This window comes from Kribbella sancticallisti, assembly GCF_039530625.1.
Lineage (GTDB): Bacteria > Actinomycetota > Actinomycetes > Propionibacteriales > Kribbellaceae > Kribbella > Kribbella sancticallisti.
The window spans coordinates 26,582-41,232 of record NZ_BAAAOS010000017.1; the positions used below are offsets into that span (position 1 = coordinate 26,582).

Sequence of the window (14,651 nt, forward strand, 5' to 3'; positions counted from 1 at the left end):
GGGTGAGCCCTGGAAGGGTTCTCCTCCACAATGGCTCGTGATGACAACTCTGGCTGACATTCTGCGCGGCATCGAAGCCGGCGTCTTCCCCGCCCCGGACCTGAGCGTCACCGTGGTGCCGGCGCCGTCCGAGCGCTACACCTGCGTGGTCGCGCTGACCGCACACATCGTGATCGCCGCGGACGTCGATCCCGCCTGGGTCGCCGAGCGGATTCCGGCGGGCGATCTCTCCGCGCCGCTCAACCCGCCCTTCCTTCACGCGCTCGAGCAGCAGACCGGGCGCCGGGTGAACGCGATCGACGCCATGTTGCTCGCGCCTGCCCTCACGGATGACGCGAAGCGCGCCGCTGCGGTCGAGGGCCTGACTGAGCTGACCGCCCGCGACCACCCCCGCGTCGAGCGAGCCTGGCGGTACCGCGACGAGGTTCGCGCGTACGTCGATCCGCTCGGCGGGCTGGTGCTCACGGGTGTCGGCCTGGCTGGTCGTCACGAAGTCGCGCTGGAGATCCCCGACAACGTCCGCGGCAAGGGCCACGGCCGCCGCCTGGCCCTGGCCGCCCGCGCCCTCATTCCCCCGGACTCCCACCTCTGGGCTCAGGTCACCCCCGGCAACGCCGCGTCCTTCCGCACTTTCCTGGCCGCCGGCTACCTCCCCGTGGGCTCCGAGGCTCTCCTGGTCCGCTGACCTCCGTCAGGGGCGGCTTTGCTGGTCAGGTGCGGGGACGGCGGTGGTAGGTGGGGGTCCTGTTGGCGTAGATGTTGCCTCGGTAGACGCCGTGGATGATCTCAGCTTCGTAGCCGTTGAGTTCTGGCATGCCGAGGTCCGTGGCGACCTGTAGTTCGGCGGCAGCGTCGTACGGGACGCGGACGAACTGGACCGAGAACGGCGCGGCCTGTTCGCTGTCGGGGACGCCTTCGAGGATGACGTAGACCGGCGTCGGGTCGCCCATGCTGTTGCCGACGCTGCCGATGTTGAACAGAGTGCCGGCGAGATCGACCTCGTAGAAGGGATCGTGGGTGTCGGCGTACCCCACCACGGTCGGGATCGGGCCGTCGCCGGTCGCCTCGGTGTTCTCGAACATGCCGAGAAACTCCTGCTCGTCATGGTCGAACCGCACCCGCGTGTGCACACTCGTCGCCGACGCGTGGAACAGCCGGATCTGCCGGCCGCTGAGCAGAAAGTCATGGCAGAACGGCAGCGCCCGCAGCCAGTTCCCCTGGTCCTCGCGGAGCTCCTTCTTCCACCAGCGCATACCTTCGCTGTCGATCTCGCGCTCCGGATCCGGCAGGAAGTCGTCCCAGTTCCCGAGGATGTTCACCTCGCAGACCTCACGGCACCTGTCGACCACCGCACTCCCTCGCGGCCCCTTCCCGACGTAGTCCCCGAGATTGAAGATCCGCTCGATCCCCCGCTGCTCGATATCCCCGAGCACCGCCTCCAGCGCCGTCAGGTTCCCGTGAACATCAGAGATAAGTGCGATCCGCTCCAAACCCATACCCCCATCCTCCGCCGCTCCCGGGTCCGGCCTTCTCGGAGGGTCCGTACTGCGGCCCGCCCTCGCCGTCGCTGAGGAGGTGCCGGCTGCTTGGGCCGAGGAGCGGGAAGCGGTGGGGTGAGCTTCGTGGGATGGAGATGCGGTGGACGGGGCCGTGGAGGACTGCAGTTGGTGGTCGGGGTTAGTTGCTGCCACTGGGGCCTACTGGTTGGGGGGTGGGTTTCGAGGGGGCGGGGGTGGAGCGGGAGGAGGGGCGGGACATGGGGCCTCGGGAGGATGAAGACGAGGTGGGGGTGCCGCCGCCTCCCTCGCCGGCCGAGTGGGTGGCGGCGCCGGCTAGGGCGTTGGAGGCCTTTTTGGCGGCGGTTACGCCTGCGCCTGCTGCGGCTAGGCCTGCGCCGGCGGCTGCTCCGATTGCACCCGAGGCGCTGCTGCCCCCTCCGCCTCCGCCTGCTGAGCCGCCGCCCGAGCCTCCCGAACCGCCGCCCGAGCCACTTGAGCCGCCGCCAGTACGGGATCGGGCGACGTTGATGGCGCCGGAGGCTATACCGCCGGGGTCGGCTACCGCGCTGCCCATAGCCGAACTGCCGCCGGCTACGGCCGCGGTGATTGGTACTGCGAAGCGCAGGAGGGCCGGCAGGGCGAGGATGGCCAGGGCGAGCATCATCAGGCCGGTGAGGACCTGGACCAAGGTGTTGCCGGATTGGCCGTTGACTCCTTCAGCGTTCATCCGGAAGGCGGCGGCGTAGATCAGCGCGGCGGCGGGCTTGTAGGCGATGAACGCCAACGCCCAGCCGCAGTACTTCTTGAACCAGACCTTGCCGACCTCCGTGTTCGTGGCAGCCGCGGCGAGCGGGAACGTGCCGGCCAGCAGGACCAGCATCGCCGAGCGGATCAGCAGCAGCACCACCTGGATCGCCGCCGCGACGAACACCAGGACGGAGGAGAACATCGCGAGCAGGATCGGCAGCGCCCGGGCCGCGGCGTTCTCGGCGTCGCCGCCCATCGCCAGGTCGCTCATGGCGGAGTCGAAGGTCTGGCCGCTGGGGACCGCCTGCTGGACGATGTGGAGGGCGAATTCGTCGGACCAGCCGACCAGCAGCTGGAGCGTCGCAGTACCGGCCGCGGAGACCACAATGAACAGCATGGTTGCCTTGAGCAACTGTTGGAGCGGTTCGGCGCGCTGCTCCCAGGCGATCCGGATGCCGGCGATCAGCACCGCGACGGTGAAGATGGCGGCGGACACCTGCAGGATGTTGTCCTGGAGGAAGCCGACGGTGCCGCTGTTTGCCCAGTCCTCACCGCTGCCGGTGGCGAGCGTGGGCGCCTTGAGGTCGATCCAGAAGGTGGACAGCGAGTGCAGGCTGTCGAGCGCGCCGTTGGCCAACTGGCGGCTCAACTCGTCGAAGCCGTTGCTGATGACCGCCTGGAAGCCTTCGGTGATCTGGCAGCCGACGTCGACGGGACCGCACATCAGACACCACTCCAAGCTACGAATTCGTCGAGGTCACGGTGTTGTGAGTACGGCGCGCCCACGGGCTGGCCGGGCGGTGGTGGGACCACTCGCCAGTCGCCGGCTTGCCAGGTCAGGGTGAGGGTGGCGCTCATGTACGCCGTTTGCACCGGGAAGGCGAGCATCACGGTCGCGCGGTCGGGGCTTGTGTCGAGGAGTCGGTAGCCCGCGAGTTGGGTGGGCGCGGAGCGGTCGTCGGGGCGGTCCGCTTTCAGTTGCTTGAGGAGCGCGTCGGTGTGGCGGCCCGGCACCATCAGTTTGGCGACGGTCGCGACGGCCTTGCGCTGGTCGGCGAGTGCGGCGATCGCGTTGTACGCCGCGTAGACCGCGCCGGTCGGCGAGTGCGCGAAACACCGGCGGAATCCGTCGGAGTCGACGCTGCCGGGCCCAAAGGCGGCCGAGCGCGGGACGACCACCCGACGGTTCACCTCCCAGGCGTCCACGGCGGGCGGCACGGCTGGGACCGACTGCTCGCCGTCAGGTAGCTTGCAGCCGGCCTGGCCTCCGGCGGAGGCGGTCGAAGTACTGACCGAGCCCGAACCCGACGTCGCGCCGGTCCCCGCGGACTGCCCGGGCGTCGCCGGGCCGGAGGTGGGTGGGCCGAGGACGTTGGGGTTGGTGGAGGAGGCGTTGGCTGGGTCGGAGGATGAGCCGGTGACTATCAGGACGGCGCCGCAGGCGAGGATGGCGGTGAGGACTACGCAGGCGGCTACGAAGCCCCGGCCGAAGGGTGACTGGTCTTCGTTCTCGTCCATCGGAGGCCCGCTTTCCCGGTGTTTTCGCTGACGGGGAAAGCCTGGCAAAGATCGGCCGGGCGCCGCGGAAGTTATCCACAGGCGGCCCGACGTCACGCTCAATCAGCCATCGATCGCGTCTCGACCTGTAGCCGATAGGTCACCCCGTGTAGCGAAGTGACCTAGTCAGCCAATAGAGTCCGCGCATGACCATCGCGCCTTCGCTTTGCTCGCCCCTAGCGCTCGCCGATGCAGAACCCACTCGCGCCGCCGAACCCTGGGAAAGCGACGTGATCACCGCGTACGGCCTGCTGCGTGAAGCAGCAGCCGAACTCGATCACCTGATGCGCCATTCCCTCAAGCGCAGTGGTCTGCAAATGGCAATGTTCGAACTGTTGCTGCGGCTTGCCCGCAGCCACGGGGAGAAGCAGCGTCTCACCTCACTCGCCCGGGAGTTGACCGTCACCACCGGCGGCATCACCCGGCTGGTCGACCGCGCCGAGAACCTCGGGCTGGTGCGTCGGGAGCCCTGTCCCGACGACGCCCGTGGGTCGTTCGCGGTTCTCACGGAGGAGGGCAAGCGGCGGCTGCGCGAAGCGCTGCCGGACCACCTCCTGGAGATCGACAGCCTGTGGATGTCCCAACTGGCGGACGAGCGGGATCTCGTCCTCGGCAAGCTCCGTCGCGTCCGCGACAACGCCCGTCGCTGGCCGCACGGCCGGCCCAACCTCGGCCCGATCGGCTCCGACCGGATCTGAACCCCGCCGTTTCCAACGCATTACCCGCTACTAACGGATGCGGCGCCCGGCTGGTGCCGGGCGTCGCGCCGAGCGATGGTTGAGCTGTGAACCAACCTCTGGTCCGGTCTCCCCACGATCTCGACGGCCCCGATCGCAGCGCTCCCGTACGCCCGGGCCGACGCGGCCTCATTCTCAGGTCGGCGATCGGCGGCATCCTGGCCGCGCTGGCCGGATTGGCGGCCGGATCCGTGGCCGCCGCACTCCTCGGCACCCGGCAGACGCCCGTCGTCGCCATCGGTTCGGCCTTCATCGACCGGGTCCCGCCGTGGTTGAAGGACCTCGCGATCTCCCTGTTCGGGACCAACGACAAGACCGCGCTCAGGATCGGCATCCTGACCGTGCTGCTCGCCTTCGCCGCTCTCGGCGGCTATCTCGCCGTACGGCGGTACTGGGTGGGCGCCGCCGTCGTCATCGTCCTGGCAGGCGTCGCCGTCATCGCGGCGGCAACCCGTCCCGACACCGGCCAGACCGGATTCGTCCCGTCGCTCGTGGCCGGAGCCGTCGCGCTCATCATCCTGAGGATGTTCGCCACCCGCCTGTCGGGCCTGCTCGACCAGCCCGACGACGCGGTCAGCCGACGCGGATTCCTCCAACTCACTGCGGGAGTCGCGCTCGGCACGGTGGCCGTTGGAGCCCTCGGCCGGGTGGTCGGTGGTCGCCGATCAGCTGTGACGGACGCTCGCGCCGCACTCCAACTTCCGGTGCCGCCGAGCCTGGACCCGCCGGCCGGAGTACAGGCGGCCGGTGCCACGCCGTGGGCGACGCCGAACGATGACTTCTACCGGATCGACACCGCCTTGTCCGTGCCGTTGATCATGCCGGCGGACTGGAAGCTGCGGATCCACGGGATGGTCGAGCGCGAGATCAGCCTGTCCTTCGAGGATCTGCTCAAGCGGAGCGTGGTCCACAAGTGGGTCACGCTGACCTGCGTGAGCAACGAGGTCGGCGGTGACCTGATCGGCAACGCGCTGTGGTCCGGCGTACTGCTGAAGGATCTGCTGACCGAGGCCGGCCCGGCCAAGGACGCTGACGCGATTCAGTCGACCTCCAAGGACGGATTCACCGCCGGTACGCCGCTGAGCACGCTGCTGGACGACCGTCAGTCGATGCTCGCCTTCGCGATGAACGGGCAGCCGCTGCCGGTGGAGCACGGGTTCCCGGTGCGGATCGTCGTACCGGGGCTGTACGGGTACGTGTCGGCGACCAAGTGGCTGGTCGACATCGAGGTGACCCGGTTCGACCAGTTCGAGGCGTACTGGACGCCGCGGGGGTGGTCCGAGCTCGGGCCGATCAAGCTGTCGTCGCGGATCGACGTACCGCGGTCCAAGGCGTCAGCGGGTCAGGTCACCGTGGCCGGGGTCGCCTGGGACCAGCACGTGGGCGTGTCCAAGGTCGAGGTCCGCGTCGATGGAGGCCCTTGGCAACAAGCCGAGCTGGCCACCGACGCCTCGATCGACACCTGGCGGCAGTGGCACTGGACCTGGGACGCACCGCGTGGCAACCACGTGCTCCAGGTCCGCGCCTTCGACGCCCAGGGCAATCCCCAGATCGAGTCCCAGGCCCCGCCGGCGCCGAACGGCTCGACCGGCCTGCACAGCGTCGACATCAAGGTCGGCTGACCGCCTCCAGCCCGAACTCGCGCTCTGATTCAGTCGGCCAGGAGGTTGGTGGCGGCGGTCAGGAGGGACTGGGTGGTGGGCTGGTCGAAGTAGGTGATGAGGGCTTCGTAGGTGCCGTGGGTGGCTGCGTCGGGATCGACCACGTAGCCGAAGTAGCCGTCGGTGTAGCCGATCACTCGGGTGATGGGGTGAGGGCTGTCGGCTTGGAGGTAGGCGCCGAAGATGGCGAAGAGTTCTACCGGCAGGTGGACCCAGGCGACAGAGCCCAGGGTCACCACGCTGATGGGGAGATCCAGAGTGGGTGGGAGCGAAGCGCCTGCCATCAGGGCTTGGCCGCGAGCGCCGTCCAGGCGGGTCTGGGCGATGCGGACTGCTGGGTCGTCCAGACCGCCATGTACTCCGGCAGTGGCCGCCGCGACGATCTGCTCTGCTTCAGGTGCGGACGGGAGGTCCCGCACCTTCAGACTCACTGTCGTACGGCGGATGGCGGGGGCGACGGGTGGCAGCTCCAGGCCTGGCTCATTCAGGGCCTCGGTGACTCGGGCGGCTAGCAGGCTGCCGAGACGCTCTACCTCGGCTGCACCCCGGCCCTGGCGGGTGAAGCGTGGACTGACATCTCCAGCCGCTCCCTGCATGAATCCGACCACCACGTCCGGGCCGATCGCAGTACGGGCGGCGCCGGGCCAGTCCGCGGAGTACAGCAAATTGTCCGGCCCGTACGTCGTCGGGTGGCACGCAAAATCCAGCAGTACTGCGGCCAGCGTCCCATCCAGCGAGTGCAACGTTAGAACGCCGGCCGTGTTGTCATGCGGGCCGTTCTTCCGATGCCGGTTGGTCCCCACGCCCACGACCTCGACCGATCGCCAGGAAGCACGCACAGGCTGGCGCCGAAGCTCGGCGGACTCCACTGCCGCGATCAGCGGCTGACACAACGAGGGTTCACGATCAGCCGGGATCACCGGGTGGATCTGCCCGGTCCACCCGGCCGGCCCGGAGTGGGTATGCGAGGCGCACACCACCACGTTCTCCGGCGGAATCCCCGCGGCGATCCCGGCAGCCGTCGACAGCTCGGACACCAACTCCGAGCCGACCGCGATCGCGTCCAGGCTCATCCACAGCACCCCGGACGAGTCCTCGGTGCTGAGCCAGATCATCGTGGCGCGGAGCGGATCGGCGGTCCCGGTGGCCAGGCCCGTGCGAGCGGAGTACCCATCCAGCCGGTGTCCTGGTGGTGGCGTCACGTCGAGGGACACCGCGGCCAGCAACAGCTCACTCATCTTCAACGCTCCAGTCCGGAGTGGGCACTATCAGAACCCTGCGTCACGGGGACGACCGCCAAACCTCTGGAGACGAGATCGCTTCGACAAGCCGGGCGGTGAGGTCCATCGGGTTGGTGATGGCAGTGCCGACCACGACGGCGTACGCGCCCGCATCCATCACGGCGCGGACGTCCTCTGGCGTACGGATGCGGCCTTCGGCGACAACCGGGCAGTCCAGTTCCGCCACGAGCAGCTTGACCAACCCGCTATCGGGGCCGGGCGGAGTACTGCCGTCGGTGTAGCCGGAGAGAGTCGTCGCGATCAGATCGGCGCCGGCCGCACGGGCCGCGAGACCCGCCCCAAGGCTGTCGACATCGGCCAGCACCGGTACGCCGAGCTCGTCGTGGATGCGCTGGATCTGCCGAGCGAGCGGCTCTCCGTCCGGGCGCGGCCGGAGCGTGCCGTCGAGCGCGATCAGGTCCGCGCCGGCCTCCACGATCTCGACGGCCGAGGAGAACGTGGGCGTGATGAACACCCCGTCCGGATCGCCGACCTTGTTCAGCCCGATGATCGGCAGGTCCGTCACGGCCCGGATCGCGGCCACGTCGGCCGCACCGTTGGCCCGGATCCCCCCGGCGCCCCCGGCCTGTGCTGCTCGTGCCATCAGCGCCATCGCCTCGGGCGAGAAGAACGGATTGCCGGGACCGGCTTGGCACGAAACCACCAGAGTGCCTGGCTCGAAGATCGTCATGATCGGTGGATCACCAGCAGATCGGCGTACGGGCCGGGTGGGCTGCCGGCCAGTCGGGCGGCTCCGTCGAGCGAGTTGCCGGCGGCCTCGGTGAGCTGGGCCCGGCGCGGCAACACCGCTCGCAGCGGCTCCAGCAGTTGTTCACCTGCGCCGTCGAACAGGCCGCCCACGCAGGCGACCGGCACCTGCCCGTCGCCCGCGGTCAGCCGAACCGCCGCACCGATCGTCTCGGCGATGTCACCGGCAGCCCGTACGACGATGTCCTGCGCGACCGGGTCCTTCTCCGCCGCGCAACGGAAAACCTCGGGCGCGAATCGGGCCACGTCGTCCACCAGCGTCGGCGACGGGTACAACGTCACCGGGTCCAGCTCGACCTCCGCAAGCATCGTCGCGGGCCCACGCCCGTCCCGGTCCCGTTGTACTGCGACCAGACCCGCGCGGCCGATCGCGAAGGCGCTCCCGGCGTCCCCGAAGAGGAAGCCGTGCCCGTCGATCTTGTGCCACGAACCATCCCGGTCGATCCCCAGGCAGACCAGGCCGGTGCCAGCGGCAACCACTACGCCGTACCCGTCGGGCAGTGCGCCGGCATGCGCGGTGACCATGTCCTGTGTGAGCCTGACTTCCTTCGCCTGAAAGGTTTCCGCGATGTCGCGGGCGAGTCTGCCGGCCGTCGGTAGGTCAGGAGGGAAGCCCGTCAACCCGAGAGCGGCGACCTCCACCGGACCTGTGACGCGTGCCTGCTCGGCTGCCGAGCGGATCGCGTCGAGGGTCGCCTGCAGGCTGTTCGCGCCATGCCGGTAGCCAGGTCCCTGGCCGGTCCGGCCGTCCGGGAGCACACGCAGCCTGATGGCCGACTGACCACCGTCGAACGCGAGCCGAGTCATGCCGCGCTCCTCGTAGTAGCGGGTGAGATGGGCCTACTTTGACTGCCTGGCCCGCGCTGGGTAAAGCAAGCCGAGTAGACCACTTCAGCCTTTCACGCTCCGGTACGGTGCGGGTGGCAGGCTGGAAACTGAGTGAGGGGGCTGTATGCGGTTCGGGCTGAAGGTGAATCCGGCGGGGTGGGACGACGCTGTGCACTGGGCGGGGGTGGCGGAGACGGCCGGGTTCGACGGACTCTGGACCGGCGACAACCTGCGTAATCCGCGTGATCCCGCGATTCCGGTGCACGACGGGCCGACCGTCGTCACCGGCTGGGCGGCGATCACGACCCGGATCCGGGTCGGGCTGCTGATCGCGAACATGGTGTTCCGGCACCCGACCGTGCTGGCCAAGCAGGCGACCACGATGGACCACGTCTCCGGCGGCCGGTTCGACCTCGGCATCGGCTCCGGCGTCTGGCCGACCGACCACGGCATGGCCGGTACGCCGGTCTGGACGACGCGCGAGCGAACCGACCGGCTGGCCGAGTTCGTGGCGATCGTCGACCGGCTGCTGTCGGGTGACGTCACCGATCACGACGGGCCGCTCTACCCGTACACCCAGGCCGCGATGACGCCGGGCACCGTGCAGGAGCGGTTGCCGCTGATCGTGGCGGCGAACGCTCCCCGGGCGCTGGCCGTGGTCGCGGCGCACGGCGACGGGTGGGTGACGTTCCCCGGTGCCGCGTCGGAGGTCGAGTTCTACGAGGCGTCCGTGCAGCGGATCGAGGTGCTCGACGAGTTGCTCGGCGGCCGCGAGATCCGGCGGATTCTGCTCGCCTACGGGCAGATCAACCCGTGGGCGTCGGAGGACGGGTTCGCCCGGCTGGTCGAGCGCTACCGCGGCGTCGGCTTCGACGAACTGGTGGTCTACGCCCCGAAGGAGCACGAGCAAGCCGTCTTCGAGAAGATCGCCGCCAAGCTCGACACCTACCGCTGAGGGGTGCGCTCGGCCCGCCGAGACGCGCGGCCGAGTTCCGCTCGCGCGGATCGCCGGCTCGGCGCCGTGAACTGGGCCGCCGGATCACCCGCCGAAGACGGCCTTTCCTTCTACGTAGGTTGCCTGGACCCGGGCCGCCGCGATCTCCTCGGCGGGTCCGGTGAACGGGTCGCGGTCGAGGACGGCCAGGTCGGCGAGGGCGCCGACCTCGATCCGGCCCGTGTCGTCGGCGTGGTTCACCCACGCACTACCCGACGTGTACGCCGCCAGCGCGGTCGCAAGATCGAGCGCCTGCTCCGGCAGGAATGCTTCGTACTCTCCATCCGCGTGCTCGGCCGGAGCCCGCCGGTTCACCGCCACATGTACTGCGGCCAGCGGGTCCGGCGTCGAGACGGGCCAGTCGGAGCCGGCCACGAGCCGCGCACCCGAGCGAGCCAGATCCCCGAACCGGTACTGCCAGGTGGTCCGTTCCGGCCCGAGGAACGGGATCGTGAGATCGACCATCTGCCGCTCGTACACCGCCCACAACGCCTGCATGTTCGCCGCGACCCCGAGCGCGGCGAACCGGCCGACATCGTCGGGGTGGATGACCTGCAGGTGGGCGATGTGGTGGCGCAGATCGCTGTCGCCGTTCGCCGCGCGGGCAGCCTCGAACGCGTCCAGCGCCTCACGGACGGCCCGGTCCCCGATCGCGTGCACGTGGACCTGGAACCCTGCGGCGTCGAGCGACGTGACGTGCTCCCGCAGGGCGATCGGGTCGACGAAGGACAGGCCCGCGTTCCCGGTACGGCAACCGCAGCCGTCACCTGACCGGGCCGGTGGGACGGGGTCAGAATTCGTACAGTAGGGATCGAGCATTCCGGCGGTGAAGTTCTCGGCGATGCCGTCCTGCATGATCTTCACGCTGGCGATCCGGAACCGCTCGTACTGCAAGGCCTCCCGGCGTGCCAGCAGCCCGGGGATCTGCTCGGCGCCGAACTCGCGCTGCCACCAGAGCGCGCCGACCACCCGCGCGGTGAGCCGCCCGTCGCGGGCCAGTTCGACGTACGCCGGGGTCGCGTCCGTCAGGCCCACGTACTCGCCGAGGATCGCGTCCTGCCAGCCGGTGATGCCGAACGAGTGGAGGTACGCCTGCGCATCGACCAGGGCGGCGACCTGCTCCGCGTGGGTGGTCTCCGGGACCAGCCGGCCGACCAGTTCCATCGCTCCCTCGTGCAACGTGCCGGTCGGGGAGCCGTCGGGGCCGCGTTCGATCCGGCCGTCCGGCGGGTCCGGGGTACTCGCGTCGACGCCGGCGAGTTCGAGCGCTCGCGAGTTGACCCAGGCACCGTGGTGGTCGGCGTTGACCAGCAGGGCCGGGCGATCGCTGACGGCGAGGTCGAGGTCGGCCGCGAGCGGGGTTCCGCCGGGGAAGTCGGGCTGGTGCCAGCCGCCGCCGAGGATCCACTCGACCTCGGGATGCGCGGCGGCGTACGCGGTGATCGTGCTGAGATAGGCCTCGCGGCCGGAGATCGGGGAGAGGTCGCAGCGGGCCCGCTCGAGGCCGCCCTGGACGGGATGCACGTGGGCGTCGACGAAACCTGGGACCAGCAGACCGCCGGCCAGGTCGACGACCTCGGTCCGGGGTCCCGTCAGCTCGGTCAGGTCCGCCCCGACGGCGGCGATCCGGCCGGCCCGGACTCCGACGGACAGGCCGGGTCGATGGCTGGCGCCGTCGAAAACCGAACCGTTGACGAACACGGTGTCCACGGGACAACCTCCTCGTAGTACGGCTTGCTTGCTGAACCTACCCGCGGGATGCCCGATGGCCGTTGACGTGATGACCGAGACCCTGATCGACCGGCCGCTGCAAGAGGTGGCGGAGTACGTCGGGGATCCGTCCCACGCGCCCGAGTGGTACTCCAACATCGAGTCGGTGAAATGGCTGACCTCGCCGCCCGTGGCGGTGGGATCGCGGATGGATTTCGTGGCGCACTTCCTCGGGCGCAGGCTCGCCTACACCTACGAGGTGGTCGAGTTGGTGCCGCTGGAACGGCTGGTGATGCGGACCGCTCAGGGACCGTTTCCGATGGAGACCAGCTACCAGTGGACGGCTGCCGGTGAGGCGGCGACTCGGATGACCTTGCGGAATCGGGGCGAGCCGTCCGGGTTCGCCGGGGTTGCCGCGCCGCTGATGTCAGCCGCTATGCGCCGCGCCAACCAGAAGGACCTCGCTCGACTGAAGTCGCTGCTCGAATCCCGCGCTTGAGACCAGCTCAGCGACCAGCTGAGCGACCAGGGTCCGCAGGATCAGCGCGGTTGGGGGAGTTTGGTGTTCCAGTGCTGCAACTGGTCGGCGACCCAGGGAACGAGTTGGTCGCCGAACGCCGAGTCCAGGCCGAGATAGCGAACCCCGATCAAGGCGATCGCGAACCCGCCGAGGCAGGCGCCGAACGCGGTCAACGCGCTGCCGGCGACATCGGGCCGGTGCGTGGTGATCAGTCCGATCATGCCGCTGAGGACGGCCACCGTGCCGAGCACCGCGGCGACACCGAAGAGGATCGAGAACGGCGCTGTGAGCACCGCGCCGAGGCCGCAGACGAGCGCTGTCTCGGCAGCGACCGAGGTATGCGCGCGCGGCGCCGGCGAGCTGTCGATCAGTGCCTGCAGCCCCTGACCGCTGGAGTCACCCCCGTAGGTGGCCATATCCCCAGGCTAAGTCCGGAGCTGCCCTCCGGAGTGCTTCAGCTTGGTCTCGGACTGACAACAAACCAGGCCAACGGGCGAGCGGGGGGTCTCCCGGGTGTTTGCCTCGGGCCCGGGCCGCGGACTACGTTAGTCATCTTTAGTGACTATCTTTGATCCCCGCTGAGGAGGTCGCGAGTGGCCACCAGGGCCGACCGGCGCGAGACCAATCCGGATCTCGGCGTGCTCGCCGGGCAGTTGCTCTTCGCGGTGCAGCGCGAGTTGTTCGGCTCGCTGGCGGAGCTCGGCTTCGACGACCTGCACCCGCGGCACGGCGCAGTACTGGCGTACCTCGAGGTGGACGGGGTGCGGGCCACCGACCTGTCCCGGATGTCCGGGCAGCACAAGCAGGTGATCGGCACGATGATCGACGAACTGGAGACGCTGGGCTACGTCGAGCGGCTGCCGGATCCGGCCGACCGGCGGGCCAAGCTGGTCTGCCCGACCGAGCGCGGCCGGGCGGAGATGGTTGCCGCCGACAAGATCATGGCGGCGATGCAGGAGCGGCACGCGCGCCGGCTCGGGCGCGACACCTATGCGGCGTTCAAGACCGCCTTCATGGATGTCGTGGAGAACCAGCGGGCTAGAGACCTTTCGCGTCGGCCCTGACCGTCGGCGTCATCCGGAGTTCGGCGGTGAAGGCGTAGCGGTCGCCGCGATAGACGCCCGAGGTGTACTCGAAGACGCGCTCGCGCCGGTCGAAGCTGACGCCGTGCAGCGCCAGGCAGGGCTGGGTCGCGGGGATGTCGAGCCACTCGGCCGTCTTCGCGTCCGGCAGCACCGGCTCCAGCTTCGACGTACCACTGACCAGTTCGATGCCGTAGCGATCGGTGAGGAGTTCGTAGAGCGAGCCGCCGAGGTCGTCCGCCTCCAGGCCCGGGACGTAACTGCTGGGCAAGGTGGTCCGCTCGACCACCATCGGCAGGTCGTCGGCCAGCCGGAGCCGGGTGAAGGTGAGGACCGGATCGCCGAACGGGATCCGCAGCCTGCGAGCCACCGCGCGCTCGGCCTTGCGCCGGCGGAACTCCAGCATCTTGCTGCCCGGCTGCATGCCGCGGCGGCGGATGTTCTCGGAGAACCCCATCATGCCGAGCCACTTCGCCACCTTCGGCCGGGCGGTGTAGGTGCCGCTGCCGTGGCGGCGGATCAGCAGTTCCTCGATCACCAGTTCGTCGACCGCGCGGCGCAGGGTCATCCGCGCGACGCTCCACCGAGCCGACAACTCCCGCTCAGGCGGCAACACGGACCCCTCAGGCAATCCGTCGATCAGGCTGAGCAACAGCACTCGCACCTCCGCAGCCTTGCCCGGAAGCGAACTGTGCATACCTCTTCCCTAACACCCGCAAGGGTCTCCCGACGGACTCTTCGACCGTCATGGAATCGCTACCCTCGGCCGGTGGAGTTCACCGAGTACGACACCCGGCTTGCGGCGTACGCGTTGATCGTCGTCGACGACCGAATCCTTCTGACCTGGTTCGTCGGCGGTGAACACTCGCCCGCCTGCTGGTCGATGCCGGGCGGAGGCGTGGAGTACGAGGAGTCACTACAGCAGGCCGTAGTGCGTGAGGTGCTGGAGGAGACCGGGTACACGGTCGAGGTTGGCAGGCCGCTTGCCACGGACCACTTCACGAAACCAACCAGCAGGCGCGGCAGCCGTCCGTACAAGTCCGTCCGGGTGATCTTCGCTGCCGAGGTGACGGGCGGATCGCTGGGCACCATCGAGGTGGGGGGAACGACGGCCTTCGCGCGGTGGGCGCCACTCGTCGAGGCGTGGTCGCTGGCTCCACGGGCCGACATCGTCGATGTCGCGCTGGCCTCGATCCTGCCGGAAAATAAAAACAAGCAGGCTTGATTCTTTTTGGGCGGGGTGGGAGGCTCGGACGACTTACTGCTGT

Annotated in this window: 16 protein-coding genes; 7 read left to right on the top strand and 9 right to left on the bottom strand. The window is 69.3% G+C overall.

Annotated features, from left to right (window positions below; genetic code table 11):
* The first annotated feature begins 40 nt into the window (after nt 1-40).
* Nucleotides 41-685, top strand: coding sequence for a GNAT family N-acetyltransferase (locus ABD255_RS07765; protein ID WP_344211340.1), 645 nt, complete (start codon nt 41-43; stop codon nt 683-685).
* Between the two features lie 25 nt (nt 686-710).
* Here ABD255_RS07765 and ABD255_RS07770 read toward each other — a convergent pair whose 3' ends face one another.
* From ABD255_RS07770 to ABD255_RS07780, 3 genes are all read right to left on the bottom strand, one after another.
* Nucleotides 711-1,496: a metallophosphoesterase family protein gene (locus tag ABD255_RS07770; RefSeq protein ID WP_344211342.1), complete on the bottom strand. Its 786-nt coding sequence runs from the start codon at nt 1,494-1,496 to the stop codon at nt 711-713.
* Between the two features lie 181 nt (nt 1,497-1,677).
* Complete coding sequence (locus tag ABD255_RS07775; protein WP_344211344.1) at nt 1,678-2,970, bottom strand: TrbL/VirB6 family protein; 1,293 nt, start codon at nt 2,968-2,970, stop codon at nt 1,678-1,680.
* Entirely contained in the window at nt 2,970-3,764 is a 795-nt protein-coding gene (locus tag ABD255_RS07780; RefSeq protein ID WP_344211346.1) for a DUF8175 domain-containg protein, read from the bottom strand. Before ABD255_RS07780 ends, ABD255_RS07775 begins: the two co-directional genes overlap by 1 nt.
* Before the next feature lie 185 nt (nt 3,765-3,949).
* On the opposite strand from ABD255_RS07780, the gene ABD255_RS07785 reads away from it, so the two are divergent.
* Both ABD255_RS07785 and ABD255_RS07790 read left to right on the top strand, forming a co-directional pair.
* Nucleotides 3,950-4,501, top strand: a complete 552-nt coding sequence (locus tag ABD255_RS07785) for a MarR family winged helix-turn-helix transcriptional regulator (RefSeq protein ID WP_344211348.1) — start codon at nt 3,950-3,952, stop codon at nt 4,499-4,501.
* 86 nt (nt 4,502-4,587) lie between these two features.
* The gene (locus tag ABD255_RS07790) at nt 4,588-6,162 is read left to right on the top strand and encodes a molybdopterin-dependent oxidoreductase (RefSeq protein WP_344211350.1); all 1,575 of its coding nucleotides are present in this window, start codon (nt 4,588-4,590) and stop codon (nt 6,160-6,162) included.
* A 29-nt stretch (nt 6,163-6,191) separates the two neighbouring features.
* Here ABD255_RS07790 and ABD255_RS07795 read toward each other — a convergent pair whose 3' ends face one another.
* The 3 genes from ABD255_RS07795 to ABD255_RS07805 are packed head-to-tail and all read right to left on the bottom strand — an operon-like array spanning nt 6,192 to nt 9,056.
* Nucleotides 6,192-7,439, bottom strand: coding sequence for a neutral/alkaline non-lysosomal ceramidase N-terminal domain-containing protein (locus ABD255_RS07795; RefSeq protein ID WP_344211352.1), 1,248 nt, complete (start codon nt 7,437-7,439; stop codon nt 6,192-6,194).
* Between the two features lie 43 nt (nt 7,440-7,482).
* On the bottom strand, nt 7,483-8,172 hold the full coding sequence (locus ABD255_RS07800) for an N-acetylmannosamine-6-phosphate 2-epimerase (RefSeq protein ID WP_344211354.1): 690 nt from the start codon (nt 8,170-8,172) through the stop codon (nt 7,483-7,485).
* Nucleotides 8,169-9,056 carry an N-acetylglucosamine kinase gene (locus ABD255_RS07805; protein ID WP_344211356.1) on the bottom strand — a complete coding sequence of 296 codons (888 nt, stop codon included), beginning with the start codon at nt 9,054-9,056 and terminating at the stop codon, nt 8,169-8,171. The genes ABD255_RS07800 and ABD255_RS07805 overlap by 4 nt, the downstream gene beginning before the upstream one ends.
* 145 nt (nt 9,057-9,201) lie before the next feature.
* Here ABD255_RS07805 and ABD255_RS07810 point away from each other — a divergent pair, with 145 nt between their 5' ends.
* On the top strand, nt 9,202-10,032 hold the full coding sequence (locus ABD255_RS07810) for an LLM class flavin-dependent oxidoreductase (RefSeq protein WP_344211358.1): 831 nt from the start codon (nt 9,202-9,204) through the stop codon (nt 10,030-10,032).
* Between the two features lie 84 nt (nt 10,033-10,116).
* Here ABD255_RS07810 and ABD255_RS07815 read toward each other — a convergent pair whose 3' ends face one another.
* Nucleotides 10,117-11,781: an amidohydrolase gene (locus ABD255_RS07815; RefSeq protein WP_344211360.1), complete on the bottom strand. Its 1,665-nt coding sequence runs from the start codon at nt 11,779-11,781 to the stop codon at nt 10,117-10,119.
* A gap of 55 nt (nt 11,782-11,836) precedes the next feature.
* Here ABD255_RS07815 and ABD255_RS07820 point away from each other — a divergent pair, with 55 nt between their 5' ends.
* Nucleotides 11,837-12,280: an SRPBCC family protein gene (locus ABD255_RS07820; protein WP_344211362.1), complete on the top strand. Its 444-nt coding sequence runs from the start codon at nt 11,837-11,839 to the stop codon at nt 12,278-12,280.
* Between the two features lie 41 nt (nt 12,281-12,321).
* On the opposite strand, the gene ABD255_RS07825 is transcribed toward ABD255_RS07820, so the two are convergent.
* Nucleotides 12,322-12,717, bottom strand: coding sequence for a hypothetical protein (locus ABD255_RS07825; RefSeq protein ID WP_344211364.1), 396 nt, complete (start codon nt 12,715-12,717; stop codon nt 12,322-12,324).
* A 177-nt stretch (nt 12,718-12,894) separates the two neighbouring features.
* On the opposite strand from ABD255_RS07825, the gene ABD255_RS07830 reads away from it, so the two are divergent.
* A complete protein-coding gene (locus ABD255_RS07830; protein ID WP_344211366.1) occupies nt 12,895-13,365 on the top strand; it encodes a MarR family winged helix-turn-helix transcriptional regulator in 471 nt (156 codons plus the stop codon).
* Here ABD255_RS07830 and ABD255_RS07835 read toward each other — a convergent pair.
* Nucleotides 13,340-14,080 (bottom strand): GntR family transcriptional regulator, encoded by a 741-nt coding sequence (locus tag ABD255_RS07835; protein WP_344211368.1) that lies wholly within the window; start codon nt 14,078-14,080, stop codon nt 13,340-13,342. The two genes, ABD255_RS07830 and ABD255_RS07835, sit on opposite strands and share 26 nt — an antisense overlap.
* Before the next feature lie 72 nt (nt 14,081-14,152).
* On the opposite strand from ABD255_RS07835, the gene ABD255_RS07840 reads away from it, so the two are divergent.
* Entirely contained in the window at nt 14,153-14,608 is a 456-nt protein-coding gene (locus tag ABD255_RS07840; protein WP_344211370.1) for an NUDIX domain-containing protein, read from the top strand.
* The last annotated feature ends 43 nt before the right edge of the window (nt 14,609-14,651 follow it).

Bases quoted from the DNA above. Each gene is read 5' to 3' on its own strand.
- ABD255_RS07765 (WP_344211340.1), top strand. From the start codon at position 41: ATGACAACTCTGGCTGACATTCTGCGCGGCATCGAAGCCGGCGTCTTC.
- ABD255_RS07770 (WP_344211342.1), bottom strand. From the start codon at position 1,496: ATGGGTTTGGAGCGGATCGCACTTATCTCTGATGTTCACGGGAACCTG.
- ABD255_RS07775 (WP_344211344.1), bottom strand. From the start codon at position 2,970: ATGTGCGGTCCCGTCGACGTCGGCTGCCAGATCACCGAAGGCTTCCAG.
- ABD255_RS07780 (WP_344211346.1), bottom strand. From the start codon at position 3,764: ATGGACGAGAACGAAGACCAGTCACCCTTCGGCCGGGGCTTCGTAGCC.
- ABD255_RS07785 (WP_344211348.1), top strand. From the start codon at position 3,950: ATGACCATCGCGCCTTCGCTTTGCTCGCCCCTAGCGCTCGCCGATGCA.
- ABD255_RS07795 (WP_344211352.1), bottom strand. From the start codon at position 7,439: ATGAGTGAGCTGTTGCTGGCCGCGGTGTCCCTCGACGTGACGCCACCA.
- ABD255_RS07800 (WP_344211354.1), bottom strand. From the start codon at position 8,172: ATGACGATCTTCGAGCCAGGCACTCTGGTGGTTTCGTGCCAAGCCGGT.
- ABD255_RS07805 (WP_344211356.1), bottom strand. From the start codon at position 9,056: ATGACTCGGCTCGCGTTCGACGGTGGTCAGTCGGCCATCAGGCTGCGT.
- ABD255_RS07810 (WP_344211358.1), top strand. From the start codon at position 9,202: ATGCGGTTCGGGCTGAAGGTGAATCCGGCGGGGTGGGACGACGCTGTG.
- ABD255_RS07820 (WP_344211362.1), top strand. From the start codon at position 11,837: ATGGCCGTTGACGTGATGACCGAGACCCTGATCGACCGGCCGCTGCAA.
- ABD255_RS07825 (WP_344211364.1), bottom strand. From the start codon at position 12,717: ATGGCCACCTACGGGGGTGACTCCAGCGGTCAGGGGCTGCAGGCACTG.
- ABD255_RS07835 (WP_344211368.1), bottom strand. From the start codon at position 14,080: ATGCACAGTTCGCTTCCGGGCAAGGCTGCGGAGGTGCGAGTGCTGTTG.